At 72.3% G+C, this 15,636-nt stretch carries 11 protein-coding genes; 3 read left to right on the top strand and 8 right to left on the bottom strand.

Annotated elements, in window-relative coordinates; all coding sequences use genetic code 11:
• Nucleotides 1–70: 70 nt before the first annotated feature.
• Entirely contained in the window at nt 71–1,477 is a 1,407-nt protein-coding gene (locus EEJ42_RS20190) for a S28 family serine protease (protein WP_123101498.1), read from the bottom strand.
• A gap of 180 nt (nt 1,478–1,657) precedes the next feature.
• Between EEJ42_RS20190 and EEJ42_RS20185 the strand changes: the two genes are divergently transcribed.
• A complete protein-coding gene (locus EEJ42_RS20185; protein ID WP_039941875.1) occupies nt 1,658–2,101 on the top strand; it encodes a hypothetical protein in 444 nt (147 codons plus the stop codon).
• A gap of 107 nt (nt 2,102–2,208) precedes the next feature.
• Here EEJ42_RS20185 and EEJ42_RS20180 read toward each other — a convergent pair whose 3' ends face one another.
• Together EEJ42_RS20180 and EEJ42_RS20175 are read right to left on the bottom strand one after the other, a co-directional pair.
• Nucleotides 2,209–6,078, bottom strand: coding sequence for an ABC transporter ATP-binding protein (locus EEJ42_RS20180; RefSeq protein ID WP_123101502.1), 3,870 nt, complete (start codon nt 6,076–6,078; stop codon nt 2,209–2,211).
• A gap of 199 nt (nt 6,079–6,277) precedes the next feature.
• Nucleotides 6,278–6,559, bottom strand: coding sequence for a helix-turn-helix domain-containing protein (locus EEJ42_RS20175; protein ID WP_123101496.1), 282 nt, complete (start codon nt 6,557–6,559; stop codon nt 6,278–6,280).
• A 55-nt stretch (nt 6,560–6,614) separates the two neighbouring features.
• Between EEJ42_RS20175 and map the strand changes: the two genes are divergently transcribed.
• Both map and EEJ42_RS20165 read left to right on the top strand, forming a co-directional pair.
• The gene (gene map / locus EEJ42_RS20170; protein WP_123101494.1) at nt 6,615–7,382 is read left to right on the top strand and encodes a type I methionyl aminopeptidase; all 768 of its coding nucleotides are present in this window, start codon (nt 6,615–6,617) and stop codon (nt 7,380–7,382) included.
• A gap of 99 nt (nt 7,383–7,481) precedes the next feature.
• On the top strand, nt 7,482–8,567 hold the full coding sequence (locus EEJ42_RS20165; protein ID WP_246097008.1) for a helix-turn-helix domain-containing protein: 1,086 nt from the start codon (nt 7,482–7,484) through the stop codon (nt 8,565–8,567).
• A gap of 94 nt (nt 8,568–8,661) precedes the next feature.
• Here EEJ42_RS20165 and EEJ42_RS20160 read toward each other — a convergent pair whose 3' ends face one another.
• The 5 genes from EEJ42_RS20160 to EEJ42_RS20140 all read right to left on the bottom strand — a co-directional run.
• The gene (locus tag EEJ42_RS20160) at nt 8,662–11,382 is read right to left on the bottom strand and encodes a glycosyl hydrolase family 65 domain-containing protein (RefSeq protein WP_123101490.1); all 2,721 of its coding nucleotides are present in this window, start codon (nt 11,380–11,382) and stop codon (nt 8,662–8,664) included.
• A 133-nt stretch (nt 11,383–11,515) separates the two neighbouring features.
• A complete protein-coding gene (locus EEJ42_RS20155; protein WP_123101500.1) occupies nt 11,516–12,193 on the bottom strand; it encodes a response regulator in 678 nt (225 codons plus the stop codon).
• 44 nt (nt 12,194–12,237) lie between these two features.
• Complete coding sequence (locus EEJ42_RS20150) at nt 12,238–13,614, bottom strand: sensor histidine kinase (RefSeq protein ID WP_123101488.1); 1,377 nt, start codon at nt 13,612–13,614, stop codon at nt 12,238–12,240.
• 10 nt (nt 13,615–13,624) lie between these two features.
• A complete protein-coding gene (locus EEJ42_RS20145) occupies nt 13,625–14,812 on the bottom strand; it encodes an acyltransferase family protein (protein WP_123101486.1) in 1,188 nt (395 codons plus the stop codon).
• The coding region (locus EEJ42_RS20140; RefSeq protein ID WP_123101484.1) for an alpha/beta hydrolase at nt 14,805–15,636 on the bottom strand (832 nt) is incomplete at its 5' end. The genes EEJ42_RS20145 and EEJ42_RS20140, both read right to left, overlap by 8 nt.

The raw sequence follows: 15,636 nt of genomic DNA, 5'->3' as shown, positions 1-15,636 counted from the left end.
GGTCCGGGCCCAGAGCGGGCCCGGGGCCCGGGCCCCGGGCCGTGGGCGGGCCGGGGCCACGGGCCGGGGGTTACGGCCTCAACATCGGATCGCGCTCCACCTCGCGGCGGTCCAGCTTGGTGTCGCGGGGGGCCAGGGGCTTGGACGAGGCGGGGACGCCTGCCCACTTCTGGACCGCGGCCGTCGCCTTCGCCTTTTCGGGCGCCGTCAGCTGGGCGATGTTGGAGCCGTGGTTGCCGCCGGGGGCCGTGTAGACGTACGAGTCGCGCGCGCCCTTGCCCAGGCGGAACGGCTCGGCGCCCCACGGGTCGTTCTCCCCGTAGACGAACAGCATCCGGTTCGCGTCATGGCGGACCCAGCGGTCCACGTCCCGCATCGCGCCCGGCTTGAAGCGCATCGGGATGTCGCGCGGGACGTAGTTGCGCGGGTTGTAGATGCCCGGGTAGCGCAGCAGACCGTCCAGGTGCGGGGTCTTGAAGGTGGGGGCGCCCAGTTCGGTGCCCGCCTGGTAGTAGTACGGGGTGTACGTCTCCAGGCCCTGGTCGGTGTAGGCGGAGAAGCCGGAGATGTCGTCGATGAACGTGTAGAGGTCATCCGTGGAGGCCGTGGCCGCCGGGACGTCCGCGCAGTCCTTCAGCAGGTGGTACTGCCAGAAGGCCCACACCAGGTCGAGGACGACGTTCTCGTACGCCTTGTCGGCGCTGCCGACGACCGTGAACGTCTGCTTCTCGTCGTCGGCCCACTTCTGGTACCGCGCCACGATCTCGTCGCGCCGCACGAGCGCTTCGCGCTGGACCGCGTTCAGCTTGGTGCGGCATTCGGCGGTGCCGACGCCCGCGAAGAAGCGGTCGTAGGCCGAATCCTCGGCGTTGACCACGTCGTTGGGCGCGACGTAGGCGATGGTGCCGGCCATGTCCTTCGGGTAGAAGCGGCGGTAGTACGTGGCGGTCATGCCGCCCTTGCTGCCGCCGGTGGCGAGCCACTTCTTGCCGTAGACGCGGTGCAGCGCCCGGTACAGCCGGTGCTGGTCGCTGGCGGCCTGCCAGATGTCGAGCTTCGACCAGTCGGCGGGCTGGGGCCGCGACGGTGTGAAGAACCGATACTCCATGGACACCTGGTTGCCGTCCACGATCTGCGTGGGCTCACTGCGGCGCGGCGTGGTGTTGACGTTGTAGCCGGAGGTGAAGAACACCGTCGGCCGGTCGGTGGCCTTGTGCAGCAGGGTGAACCGCTGCTCGAAGGTGCCCTTGGACGGATGCCGGTGGTCGACCGGCTGCTGGTAGGTGAAGACGAGGAAGCGGTAGCCGTCGTACGGCTGCTCCTCGACGAAGCTCATCCCGGGTATCGCCAGTACGCGTTCCTTGATGTCCGGCTCGCTCGCGGGGGTGGCCGCTGCCGCCGGTGCGCTGCCCGCACCGGCGCCGACCGCCCCCACGATTATCACGAGCGACAACAGCCATCTGAGCGCCTTGCCCATTCGCCCTCCCCTTGGGTGCACATCCCCTGGATGCACATCAATCGCACAGGTCGCCGAGAACCTATCGGGGCACAGACGGAGTGGCTAGAGGGTTCCGATCACGCCAACCAGCCGCCGAATACGGAGAGTTGTTGCCGTCACCCCCTTTCGTAGCGGGCTGTGATGGCGCATCCTGGCGACATGGACCGAGACGAACGGCACGACCGGAGCGAACGGGCCGAGCGGCTGACGCAGTATCTGACCGAATTGCAGGAACGAATCGATCCGCGCTCGCTGGAGCTGCTCATGCGGCTGCTGCGCGAGCTGAGCACCTCACCGGCCGTCCGCGGGGGGACGTACGAACTCGGCATGGGCCCCGAGGAGAAAGAGCTGTTCACCCCCGCACTCCAGGCCGAGCTGCTGGTGTTGTTCGGCCTGCTCACCTCCCAGGACGAGCGGGTGGTCGTCGACCTCGGCGACAGCCCGCACGCCAAGGGCATGAAGGTGCTGGTGCCCCAGGACCGGGCCCAGGACCCCGACTTCCTGCACCGCCACAAGCAGCGCGTGGCGGCCGAGGCGGAGCAGCGGGAGGCGGACCGGCGCGAGGTGGAGGGCATCGCGAGGGCGAGCGGCATGGAACCGTGACGTCACCGTGCGTGATGAGCGGTGAACGCCGAGAGTTACCGGCCGTATAGTCACGGCCGGGCGGCGCACTCATGAGGCGGCCGCACCCGCCCCGACGGCGGGGGTCGTTACGCCCCCACCGGGGCCGTCTCTCCCGTGAAGGTGCGCCACAGCTCGGCATACCGGCCGTCCGGCCGTGCCACCAGCTCCTCGTGCGTACCGTCCTCGACGACCCGCCCGTGGTCCAGGACCACCACCCGGTCCGCGCGGGCCGCGGTGGTCAGCCGGTGCGCGACGACCAGCGTGGTGCGTCGGCCCGCCAGCCGGTCCGTGGCCTGGTTGACCAGGCCCTCGGTGGCCAGGTCGAGTGCGGCCGTGGCCTCGTCGAGCAGCAGGATGTCCGGGTCGACCAGTTCGGCGCGCGCGAGCGCGATCAGCTGGCGCTGCCCGGCCGACAGATTGCGCCCGCGCTCGGAGACCGCGTGCAGATAGCCGCCGTCGAGCGAGGCCACCATGGCGTGGGCGCCGACCGCCCGCGCGGCCGCCTCCACCTCGGCGTCGCTCGCGTCGGGCCGCCCGTAGGCGATGGCGTCGCGCACGGTCCCGGGGAAGAGATACGGCTCCTGCGGGACGACGCCCAGCCGGTTGCGGTACGCGGTGAGGTCCAGCTCGCGCAGGTCCGTGCCGTCGATCCGTACGGCGCCGCCGGTGGGGTCGTAGAAGCGGGCGACCAGCTTGACGAGCGTGGACTTGCCCGCGCCCGTCTCCCCCACGAACGCCACCGTCTGACCGGCCGGGATCGTGAGGTCGATGCCCGACAGGGCCTCCTCGGCATCCTCACCCCCGTAGCGGAAGCGCACGTCCTCGAAGGCCACCTCGCCGCGCACCGTCCGCACCGCGCGCGGGTTCTCCGGCGCCGGGGTGGTGGTCGGCTCCCGCAGCAGCTCCTGGATGCGGCCCAGTGACACCGTGGCCTGCTGATAGCCGTCGAACACCTGCGACAGCTGCTGGACGGGCGCGAAGAACAGGTCGATGTAGAGCAGATAGGCGACCAGCGCCCCCGCCGTCAGCGTCCCGTCGCTCACCCGCCCGGAGCCGACGATCAGCACCAGCGCGGCGGCCGTGGACGACAGCAGCTGGACGAACGGGAAGTACACCGAGATCAGCCACTGACCGCGCACCCGCGCCTGCCGGTACGCGTCGCTGCGCCCGGCGAACCGCTCCCGGCCGACGCCCTCGCGCCTGAACGCCTGCACGATGCGCAGCCCCGCCACGCTCTCCTGGAGATCGGCATTGACGATGCCCACGCGCTCACGGGCGAGTTCGTACGCCTTGACGCTCTTGCGGCGGAAGACGAACGTGCCGACGATCAGCGGCGGCAGGGTGGCGAACACCACCAGCGCCAGCTGGACGTCGATCACCAGCAGCGCGACCAGGATGCCGAAGAAGGTCAGCAGGCTGACGACGGCGGTGACCAGACCGGTCTGGAGGAACGTCGACAGCGCGTCCACATCGGTGGTCATCCGCGTCATGATCTTGCCGGTCAGCTCGCGCTCGTAGTAGTCGAGTCCGAGCCGCTGCAACTGCGCGAAGATCTTGACCCGCAGGGCGTACAGCATGCGCTCGCCCGTGCGCCCGGTCAGCCGCGTCTCCCCGAACTGCGCGGCCCACTGCGCGAGGACGACGACCAGCGCCAGCCCGGACGCCGCCCACACCGCGCCCAGCGCGAGGCGCTGGACGCCCTGGTCGATGCCGTGCCGGATGAGAACGGGCAGCAGCAGCCCGGACACCGCGTCGACCGCGACCAGCAGCAGGCAGAACAGCAGCGGCGTGCCGAATCCGCGCAGCAACTGCCGTAGGCCGTAAGCCTCTTCCGGCCGCGCGGCCCGCTCCTCGTCCACCTCGGGCGTGTCGGTGGCGGGCGGCAGGGCCTCGACCTTGGCCAGCAGCTCGGGCGTGGCGGGCATCCCGGCCAGCGCCCCGGCCATCCCGGGGGCGGGTGGTGCGGTGGCGGTTCGGGCCTCGGGGGCCGTCGTGTCGCCGTCCCCGTCGCGCCGCGCCCAGAGCTCCGGGGTCACCCCGCCCGCGGTGCGGGGCGTGGCATGCGCGGGGTCGTCGCCGCCGCGCACCTGCGCCGTCGCCGTCCCCTTGCCGTTCGCGGACGGTTCCCCGTCGAGACACGGCTCGGCCAGCCCCGTTGCGGCCGCCTCGCCGCCGAACGCCCCGGCGAAACCGGAAGCGTTGGCGTGCTCGGGGTCGTCGCCGCCGCGCGGCCGTACGGCGAGGCGCCCGGCCGGGTCGCGGGTGATGCCGCTCAGCTCGTCCGGGTCGGTCAGCAGACGGCGGTACAGCTCGCAGCGCCCCCGCAGTTCCTCGTCCGTGCCCAGGTCCACCAGGCGGCCGCCGTCCAGGACGGCGATGCGGTCGGCGAGGGCGAGGGTGGAGAGGCGGTGGGCGATGAGGAGGGTCGTACGGCCCGCCATGACGCCCCGCAGCGCCCCGTGGATCTCGTGCTCGACGCGCGCGTCCACCGCCGAGGTGGCGTCGTCGAGGACGAGCAGCCGCGGGTCGGTGAGGATCGCGCGGGCCAGGGCCATGCGCTGGCGCTGGCCGCCGGAGAGGGTGAGGCCCTGCTCGCCGACCTCGGTGTCGTAGCCGTCCGGGAGGGCGGAGATGAAGCCGTCGGCCTGGGCGGCGCGGGCGGCGGCCCGGATCTGCTCGTCGTCGGCGTCCGGCAGCCCGTAGGCGAGGTTGGCGCGCACGGTGTCGGAGAAGAGGAAGCTGTCCTCGGGGACGAGCCCGATGGCGGCGCGCAGCGACTCGTACGTCAGCTCGCGCACGTCGTGGCCGCCGATCCGCACCGCGCCGTCCGTCACGTCGTAGAAGCGGGGCAGCAGCATGGACAGGGTGGACTTGCCGCTGCCGGAGGCGCCGACCACGGCGACCGTCTCGCCCGGTTCGATGCGCAGTGACACATCGGAGAGCACCGGCCGGTCGGGGTCGTAGCCGAAGGTGACGTGATCGAATTCGACCGTCGCGGGCGCGTCCGCGGGCAGTTCGCGCGCGTCCGGGCGCTCCTGGATGACCGGTTCGGTGTCGATGAGTTCGTAGACCCGCTCGACACCGGCCCGGGCCTGCTGGCCCACGGTCAGCATCATGGTGAGCATCCGCACCGGGCCGACGAGCTGCGCGAGGTAGGTCGAGAAGGCGACGAACGTGCCGAGGGTGATCTGCCCGCGGGTGGCCATCCAGCCGCCGAGGGCCAGCATCGCGACCTGGCCGAGGGCCGGGACGGCCTGGAGGGCGGGGGTGTAGCGGGCGTTGAGGCGGACCGTGCGCAGCCGGGCGGCGAAGAGACCGCGGCCGACCTCGCGGAGCTTGCCCGTCTCCTGCCCCTCCTGGCCGAAGCCCTTGACGACGCGGACGCCGGTGACGGCACCGTCCACGACCCCGGCGACGGCTGCGGCCTGGCCCTGGGCGTACCAGGTAGCGGGGAAGAGCCGGATGCGGCTGCGCGAGGCGAGGACCCACAGGGCGGGCGCGACGGCGAGGGCGACGACGGTGAGCAGCGGGGAGAGCACCGCCATCACGACGAGGGAGACCAGGAAGAGCAGCACGTTGCCGATCATCATCGGCACCATGAAGAGCAGGCCCTGGATCAGCTGGAGGTCGCTGGTGGCGCGGCCGACGATCTGTCCGGTGGACAGCTCGTCCTGGCGCCTGCCGTCGAGGCGGACCAGGGACGCGTACATCGCGGTCCGCAGATCGTGCTGGACGTCGAGCGCGAGGCGTCCGCCGTAGAAGCGGCGGACGTAGGTGAGGGCGTAGACGACGAGGGCCGCGACGATCAGCAGGACGGCCCAGGGCGCGAGCGCCCGGTCGTGCCGGACGATCACCTCGTCGATGATCAGCTTGGTGACGAGCGGGACCAGCGCCATGACGCCCATCCCGGCGAGCGAGGCCCCGAGCGCGAGCAGCACATTGCGGCGGTACCGCATGCAGTGGCGGATCAGTCTCCGTGCCCAGCTCTGCCGTACGTCCGCATTGTCGCTGTTGTCGGCGTTGCCACCCTTATCGGTGGTGTCGCCTTTGCCGCCCGCCACTCATGACCTCCCGGTGTCCACTGCTGCCGGAAGACCCAACACACACGTGTGCGGATTTCATCCTTCCGCAACAACCGGGCGGCGGGCAGGGCTGTCACGCCGCCTCGTCGCGCGGCACCTCCTCCGGGACGGTGACCGCGGCGCAGCGCGCGGCGATGTCGTCCAGTCGCAGGCCCAGGGTGGTGGCGAGGGCGGCGATGGTGAAGAAGGCGGGAGTGGGAGCCCGGCCGGTCTCGATCTTGCGGAGGGTCTCCGCCGAGATCCCGGCCCCGGCGGCGACGTCCGCCATGCTGCGTTCGCCCCGGGCCTGCCGCAGCAGGACACCGAGGAAGCGGCCGCGTTCGCGTTCCGACGGAGTGAGAGGAGTGCGCACCATGACCGTGATACTAATACCGGTATAAGAATTGGGTCACGCTCGGGAGGGCAGCACTGTGGTGGAAATCAAGACGGACGCGTCGCTGGACGCCATGCGGGAGGCGGGCCGGGTCGCCGGGGGCATCCTCACGGCGGCGCGCGAGGCCGCCGCCGTCGGCGTGAGCCTGCGCGAACTGGACGAGGTGGCCCGGGAGGTGTTGCGCCGGGCCGGGGCGACGTCCCCGTTCCTCGGCTACCGGCCGGGCTTCGCCCCGACCCCCTTCCCCGCAGCCATCTGCGCCTCGGTCAACGACGCGATCGTGCACGGCATCCCGAACGGGTACCGGCTGCGCGACGGCGATGTGGTGTCCATCGACTGCGGCGCGGTCCTCGACGGCTGGGCCAGCGACTGCGCGACCAGCTTCATCGTCGGCACCGCCCGCCCCGAGGACGCACGGCTGGTCGAGACCGGCCGGAAGGCCCTGGAAGCGGGCATCGCGGCGGCCGTCGTCGGCGGCCGGATCGGCGACATCGCGCACGCCATCGGAACGGTGGGCCGGGCGGCCGGGTACGGCATCCCCGAGGACTTCGGCGGCCATGGCGTGGGACGGCGGATGCACGAGGACCCGCCGGTGCCCAACGAGGGGCGGCCGGGGCGCGGCTACCCGCTGCGGCACGGGCTGGTGCTGGCCATCGAGCCGATGTTCATGGCGGGCGGCAGGGACGCGTATCTGACGGACGACGACGGCTGGACGCTCCGTACGGTGGACGGCAGCCGGGCGACGCACAACGAGCACACCGTGGCGATCACGAACGACGGACCGCGGGTGCTCACCGCGCCCTGAGGCCGGGTTGCTCAACCGGACCGTTCATCAAACACTTATGGGCACCGATTAGGGTCACACCAGGCGATCACCGCACAACAACCGCACATCAGAAGGGTGATGATCGAGATGGTGGTCCAGATCGACGACATCCCGCCCTCGGAACGGTTCGCGGCCTGGCGTGCCCTGTGCGACCGGACGACGATCCCCATGGAGCTGCGCAGCACCCATGAGGGCGACTTCCGGGCGACGATGTGGGGCATCCACCTGGGGCAGGTCATGGTGTCCGGCACGTCCGTCCCCTCCCTGTGGAACCACCGGACACCGGTCCACATCCGCCGGTCGGATCCGGAGCTGTACCACCTCCAGCTGCATCTGAGCGGGGAGACGGACGTCCGGCACGCGGGCGCGACCACGACGCTCGGCGCCCGGCAGTTCATGCTCTCCTGCACGTCCCGGCCCTACGAGGCCGTCATCGGGCGCGGCAGAACGGACACGATGACGGTCGCCGTCCCGCCGTCCCTGCTGCCGTTCCCGGCGGCCGACCTCGACCGGCTGCTCGGGCGGCGGCTGTCGGGGCGGACGGGCATCGGCGCCCTCCTCGCCGACGTCCTCATCCGGATGAGCGCCGAGCACACCGCGTACCGCCCGGCCGACGCCCCGCGCCTGGGTAGCGTGGTGGTCGATCTGCTCACCGCGCTGCTCGCGCACGAGCTGGACGGCGACGCGGAGGCCGGGGCCGGGGCTACCCATACGGCGCCCGAGAGCCACCGGCGCGCCCTCGTCCTGCGGATCCAGGACTTCGCGCAACGGAACCTGCACACCCCCGGCCTGACCCCGGCCTCGATCGCCGCGGCCCACCACATCTCGGTGCGCTACCTCCACCGGCTCTTCGAACGGCAGGGGCACACCGTCGCCGCCTGGATCCGCGCCCAGCGCCTGGAGCGCTGCTGCCGCGACCTGGCCGACCCCGCACAGAGCGGCCTGCCCATCCACGCCATCGCCGCGCGCTGGGGCTTCAGCCACGCGGCCGACTTCAGCCGGGCGTTCCGCGGCGCCTATGGGATACCGCCCCGGGACTTCCGCCGGACGGCCCTGTCGCAGCAGGTGCGGCAATCGCAGCTGGCGGAGGCGTCGCAGCTGTCGGACCGCACGGGTGAAGGCGAGCAGGACTCCCCCCGTCGAAGCCCTGCTCACCTTCGCTGATCAGCATGGACCGACAGCCGCCGGATGTCATTGGCGTGCGGTGCACGGTTCTTGATGCTCCGTGCACCGCACGCCCTGTACCGGTGTCACCGGGTCACTTGGTCACCTTCAGCTCCTCGATGCCCGCGCGCTTCTTGTCGTCCGCCGAGCGCAGCGTGACGCGGACGTAGCGGGCCGGGCCCGTGGTCCCGTCGCGCCAGTGCCGCCCGTCGAGCGAGACCTGAGTGTGGTGCGAGGCGGGGCGGGTGCTGGTCCACTGCGGGGTGACCTCGCCGATCCGTACGGTCCGGCCGAGGTCGGCGGTGAGGGTACCCCGGGCCGCGTTCGGGACCCAGGCGGTGGCCGCGTTGCCGTCGAGGGCGGCGCCCGGCTCCATGCCCGGCTCCTGCGAACTCGCCGTCGCCTCCTGGCAGCGGGCGAGGTTGGTGGTCGGGGTGAGGTCCGGGCGGCGGGTCTTGAGGACGGCGGGGGCGCCCTCGCTCACGACCTGCTTCCCGCCCTGCGGGGTCTCGATGTCGAACGGCGCCCCGGAGGTCAGCCGCACCGTCGTCTCGTGCGGGCCGACCGCCACGTCGTACGTACGGCCCTGCCAGCGCAGCCCCCGCAGGGTGACGCCGTCACGGAGCTGCGGCGGCAGCATGGGGTCGAACCGCACGGCGTCCTCCTGCATCCGCATCCCGGTCAGGCCGTGGGTGAAGACCTGGAGGAAGCCGCCCTTGCCGGTGAGGAAGTCCTGTGCGGGGGACCCGGCCAGCGGGTCGTTGGCGCCCGCCTTCTCGCCGCGCGCCTCCGAGAACTGGTCGAACGGGCCGCGCACGAACGGCTTGATGGAACGCATCAGGTACGTGTACGAGGAGCAGCCGGGCTCCCCGATGGACGCGGCGTCGATCGCGTGCACCGAGTCGGTCATGGCCGGGCCGTCGGGGTCGGTGCGCGCCGCGTAGTAGTCGAGCGTCTCCGCGGCGGACTGCCCGGACATCGGCCACTCCAGCGGATACATGAGCAGCACGGTGTCCGCCTGCTTGATCAGCGAGCCCTTGTAGCCGTCGTACTGCTGGAAGACCTGCTTCTTCTTGTCGTACGGGATGCGCAGCTTGTCCGCGATCCGGGTCCAGGCGGCGGGGGGCTTCTCGCCGAGGACGCGGGCGGCGCGGGCGGCGTGGCGCAGGGCGGTGGCGGCTCCGGCGTTGGTGAACACCGCGTCGTCCACGCCGTTGCTGTACTCGTCGGGGCCCGCGACGTTCTTGATGGAGTAGCTGCCGTCGTCGTTGTGGGTCACGCGCCCGGCCCAGAACTCGGCGATGCCCTTGAGCACCGGCCAGCCGCGCTCGCGCAGCCAGGTGGCGTCCCCGGTGGCCTGGAAGTACTGCCAGGCCGCGAGGGCGATGTCGCTCTGGAGGTGGTTCTGGGTGCGGCAGTGCGGCGGGTCCCAGCTGTGGCACTCGGTCCACAGCCCGCCCTTGCTGGCGCTGGTCCAGGGGTAGAAGAGGCCGGGGTAGCCGAGCTTGCGCGCGTTCGTCCGGGCACCGGCGCGGGTCTTGTAGCGGTACTCGACCACGGACTTCGCCAGTTCGGGGTGGCTCGCCAGCAGCCCCGGGTACATCCAGGTCTCGGCGTCCCAGAAAATCAGGCCACCGTAGTTGTCGCTGGTCAGCCCGGTCGGGGAGATGCTGTTGCGGGAACCGGCGCGAGTGGCGGACAGCAGCCCGTACTGCGCCGAGCGCACCCAGCCCTGGAGGTCGCGCTGCCTGCGGCCGCCGATCTCGATGTCGGAGCGCCAGAGCTTGCGCCACGCGGCAGTGTGCTCGGTGAACAGCGCGGGCCAGCCGCGGTCGGCGGCCCGGCGGGAGGCGGCGACGGCGTCGGCGCGCGGGGCGTGGGAGGTCAGCGCGGTGTCGACGCCGACGTACTTGGTGAACTCATAGGCGCGGCCCTGCCGCACCGGGAAACGGACGCCCTGGCGGGCGCTCAACTCACCGCCCTGGTCGGCCCGTTCCGCCTTCGCGTTCTGTACGTTACGGCCGGGCCGCAGGGTGGACGCGACGGAGCCGTCGGTCTTGGTGCCGTCCGTACGGAACGCCACATCGACCGTACGGTCGCCATGGGCGCCGCCGCCGGTCTGCGTCATGCGCCGGGCGCCGCGCCCGTCGATGCGGTCGGTGACGGTGGCGTCGCCGCTCCAGTGCGGGGTCATGCGCAGCCGTACGGCGCCCACGTGCGCGTCGTTGCGGTCGGCGAGCACGTCATAGGTGAGGTCGGTGGCACGGCCGTCGGACGCCGTCCAGGTGAGGGACGTGCGGACGAAGCCGCAGCGCAGGAAGACGGTCTGCCGGTAGTGCGAGATGTGCCCGGCGGACGTACCCGAACCGAAGGTCTCCGCGCCCTTGCCCCCGGTGGCCACGTTCAGCGTGGACCAGTTGGGGATGGCGGCGGCTACCTGCCGGTTCTCGGTGGTCTCCTTGTTGTGCGCGTACAGGCCGGAGACGAACGCCCCGTCGTAGCGGGGCGTGAACAGCGGCCATCCGGTCTTGTCGCCGCCGCCCGAGTATCCGGTGCCGTTCGGCGGCACGCGCTGCCCGAGATAGCCGTTGCCCACGTACGCGTGGTAGCTGTCCTTGGGATCGATGCGGTCGGAGGTCTGCGCCCAGCCGTCTGACGGCCCACGCGCACAGCCCCCGGCGCCGGCACGGGCCGCCGCTGAGGAGTCGGATTCGGGAGCGGCGGACGCCGGGGGCACGGCGGCGATCAGCCCGCAGACGAGGAGCGGGGCGATCAGCCGGGCGGCGCGCGGCAGCCGGGAGGTGGAGTACGTCATTGTTCTCCGTCGTGGTTCGCCGGTGACGGTCGCAGTGACGATAAAGAGGTGAACACAGGAGGTCAATGGATAAGGCCATGTCTTCAATACCTGAACATCAATTCATATGCATGAACCGCATCCGAGGACCGCATCAGAGGGCGGTAGGGCGCACCAGACCCGACTCGAACGCGAAGACCGCGGCCTGAGTGCGGTCGCGCAGACCCAGCTTGAGCAGGATCCGGCCGACATGGGTCTTCACGGTCTGCTCCGCCACCACCAGCCGGGTGGCGATCTCCCCGTTCGACAGGCCCTGGGCGATCAGGGCCAGCACCTCGGTCTCGCGCTCCGTCAGATCGCCGACGCGGTCCTTGAGGGGAGCGCGCGGGGCGGCGGCGGTCACCCGCGAGAACTCCGCGATCAGACGCTTGGTGATGTTCGGCGCGAGCAACGCGTCCCCGGCCGCCACCACCCGTACCGCATGGGCCAGTTCCTCGGCCGACGCGTCCTTCAGCAGAAACCCGGACGCGCCCGCGCGCAGCGCCTCGTACACATACTCGTCGAGGTCGAAGGTGGTGAGGACGAGCACCTTGACGGTGGCGCCGTCGGGTTCGGTGAGCCGGCGGGTGGCCTCGATGCCGCCGAGGCCGGGCATGCGGATGTCCATCAGGACGACATCGGGGGCGAGTTCGGCGATCTGGGCGATGGCGTCCTCACCGTCCACGGCCTGGCCGACGACCTCGATGCCGGGTTCGGCGTTCAGCAGCACCGTGAAGCCCTGGCGGACCATGCTCTGATCGTCGGCGATCAGGACGCGGATGCTCGTCGTCATGCGGTGTCCTNGATCGTCGGCGATCAGGACGCGGATGCTCGTCGTCATGCGGTGTCCTCGGCGGTCTCGGTCGGCCTCGTGGCGGGGGAACTCATAGCGGGGCTCGTGGCGGGGCTCGTGGCGGGGGAGAGGTCGGGCTCGCGCTGGGGCAGTACGGCGGCCACCTCGTAACCGCCGTCCGGCGTCGGGCCGGTGGCCAGCTCGCCCCCGAGCATCGCGGTGCGCTCGCGCATTCCGAGCAGCCCGTGCCCGGCGCCCGGCGAGGGCAGGGCGGGGCGGTCCGGGGCGGTGTTGACGACCCAGACGGTGAGCCCGTCCGGGTGGTAGCCGATCTCCACCCGCACCTCGGCCCCCGGCGCGTGCCGCATCACATTGCTCAACGCCTCCTGCACGATGCGGAACGCCGACAGCTCGAGGCCCGGCGGCAGCGGCCGACGGTCACCCGCTATCTGGACGGCCACCGGGATCCCGGTGCTGCGCACCGTGCCCACCAGTTCGTCCAGCCGGTCCAGGGTGGGCTGCGGGGCATGGCGTACGCCATCGGCGAGAGCGTCCTCGGAGCGCAGCACGCCCAGCACCCGGCGCAGCTCGGTCAGCGCCTCGACCGCGCTGCGGCGGATGCCCGCCAGGTTCTCCTTCAGCTCGTCGGACGGGTTTTCGGCCAGATGCGGGGCGACCTGTGCCTGGATGGAGATCACCGACATGTGGTGCGCGACCACGTCGTGCAGCTCCCGGGCTATGCGGTTGCGCTCCTCCAGCAGGGTGCGCCGGGCCCGCTCCTCGGCGGTCAGCTCCTGCTGCTCGACCAGCCGCGCCCGGGCCACCCGTCGTCCGCGCAGTGCGGTGCCGACCACCACGGCCGTCACCAGGACCGAGACGAAGAACCCGGCGTCGCTCTCGGGGGGCGGCACCGGCTCGATGGAGACACGGGAGACCAGGCCCACCAGCACGCTGATTGCCAGCACCTCGACCGCTATCCGGGGGCGGGTGCGCAGCGCCAGCAGGAACAGCACCAGCGCCTGCACCGTCAACCCCTCGCCGGACCAGGGGAATGTCGTCTCGGAGATGGACCCGGGCCGCGCGGTCAGCACGATCACCATCGTCACGGCCGTTATCGCCCACCACGCCGGGACCGGCCGGAACAGCGCCGCTGCGAGCGCCACGGACTGAACCGCGGCGAGCAGGACGCCGGCCCCCTGGCCGAACCCGTAGAACTCCCCGTACTTGTCGACGCACGCGATGAACAGCACCACCGCGCCCAGCACCACCGGCAGCGCCAGCGCGGGCAGCCAGTCCAGCCAGCTCGGCCCGCTCCGGCGCGGCAGCGGATCGGCCGCCGTCGTCCACAGGTCCTCGCGCAGGACGCCCGGAACCGCCCGCAGCCCCCGCGTCACCTTCACCACCCACCCCCGCCCCCTCATGGACGTGACCCTATCCACGCCGCATCGCTCCCGCTCCCTTCCGCGCCTCCCCCGTCACCCCGCCCGGCCGGCCCTCGCGCACCACCCGGCCGTCCGTGCGCGGCTCGCCGTGCTCGTACGCCCCGAACGCCGCCCGGCACACCAGCAGCGCCACCGCGAACACCGGCAGCCAGGCCAGCCGGGCGGCCAGCCAGCCCGGCCCGTCGGGCACGGTGTGCAGACCGGGCAGCGGGCCGCTCAGCCGCAGCACCGTCGAGGTGACGGCCATCATCGCGGTCTGGTGCCATAGGAAGACCGTCATCGCGGAGAGGTTCAGCAGCGCCACCACCGCCCAGACCGCGGGCCGCGCCAGCACCCGCCGCAGCGGACCGAGCAGCAGCAGCGCCGCCCCGCACTGGGCCAGCCCGAAGGTGACGGCGGCCAGGGTCGGCGGGTTGAGGTTGGATATCGCGGCGCCGGGCACCCCGACCATGGCCGCCGGATAGCCGCCGAACAGGACGAGACCGGCCGTGACCGCCCCTCCCCCGAGCAGCAGCACCCAGCCGATCGTGCGCCCCCGCAGCCCGCCGCGCGCCCACGCCGCGCCCAGGCAGTACGGGACCAGCCAGCCCGCCGCCAGGTTGATCCAGCCGACCCAGGCGGGCCCGCCGAAGCCGAACCGGAACAGGTCGACGTGGAGGACGACGGCGAGCGGCCACAGCGGATGCAACCGGGCCACCAGTGGGGTCGCCGCCGTGAGCGCCGCGAAGACCAGCAGGAACCACAGCGGCGACAGCACCAGTTTGAGCAGGGTGTGCAGGGTCGTCAGACCCACCCCGGAGGCCAGCATCGCCCCCGCCGCCAGGGTCCACACCACCAGCACCGCGGCGACCGGCCGGAACAGCCGGGCCATCCGGGCGCCCAGCCACTGCCGGTACGGCACGCCCCGGGCACAGGCGGAGGCATGACTGCGCGCGCTCATCTGCCCTCCCACCAGGTAGAAGACCGCGAGGGTCTGCAACGCCCAGGTGAGCGGGGTGAGATGGGGCTGGTACAGCAGCGGACTGGCGGCCCGCACCGTACCGCTGTCGGCGACGAGGGCGGTCACCAGCCAGTGGCCGAGCACCACGCCGAGGATGGCGAACGCACGCAGCGCGTCCACGGCGCGGTCGCGCTCGGGCGGCGTGGCGGCGTCGATGCGCCGGATCAGCTCATGCATGCCCGTCCCCCACGATCCGGGCCAGGCTCCGCAGGCTTACGGAACCGGGCTTGAGGTAGTCGCTGTGGCCGCCGTCGCCCGCGTCGAAGCTCCGGGCGCCGAACCCCTTCGACACGGGATCGGCCCCCAGCCCGACGGTCGTGACCAGCAGCGGAATCCGCACATGCGGAACGTCGGCTATCCAGTCGTGCGCACCCCGGCCCGCCCAGACGGCGGCCCGGGTGTGCAACTGGCCGACGCTGTCGGCACCGGCGCCGGGGCTGCCGAACAGGACGATGTCCGCGACCGCCAGCCCGGACGCGGCCCGGGCGCAGACCAGCGAGCCGTAGGAATGGCAGAGCAGCGATATCCGGGCGCGGGGCGCGGCGGTGCTCAACTCCCGGGCGAAAGAAGCGAGTCGGGGTGCCGCTCGGTCGGCCCGCCCCGCCGTGAGCACCTCGGGGCTCACGGTGCCCGGCGTCTCGTACCCGAGCCAGGCGACGACGGCGCCCTGCCGCCCGAGTTGGTGCTTCAGGGCGACGGCCCCGGCGCGCAGGCGCCCGTACCGCTCCAGGCTGGTGTCCGATCCCGGCACCAGGACGGCGACCCGCGCGGCGCGCGACAGGTCCCCGAAGACCTCGACGGAACGGCCCCCGTCCCGCCCGTCGAAGGAGAGGAACTGCCGGGACGGTGCCGCCATGTCCCGCAGCGCGGCGGCCCGCTGCCGGTCCCCGTGCCCGGCGGCCATCCGCTCGGCGGCCCGTATGTCCGCGCGGCGGGCCGCGTACCGCGCGTCAAGGTCGGCGGGCGTCGCGGCGGTCAGCGGAGGGAGCGCCGACGGCGCG

Source organism: Streptomyces botrytidirepellens (assembly GCF_003721215.1).
GTDB classification, from domain to species: Bacteria; Actinomycetota; Actinomycetes; order Streptomycetales; family Streptomycetaceae; genus Streptomyces; species Streptomyces himastatinicus.
This window is presented reverse-complemented; position numbering and strand designations above follow the sequence as displayed.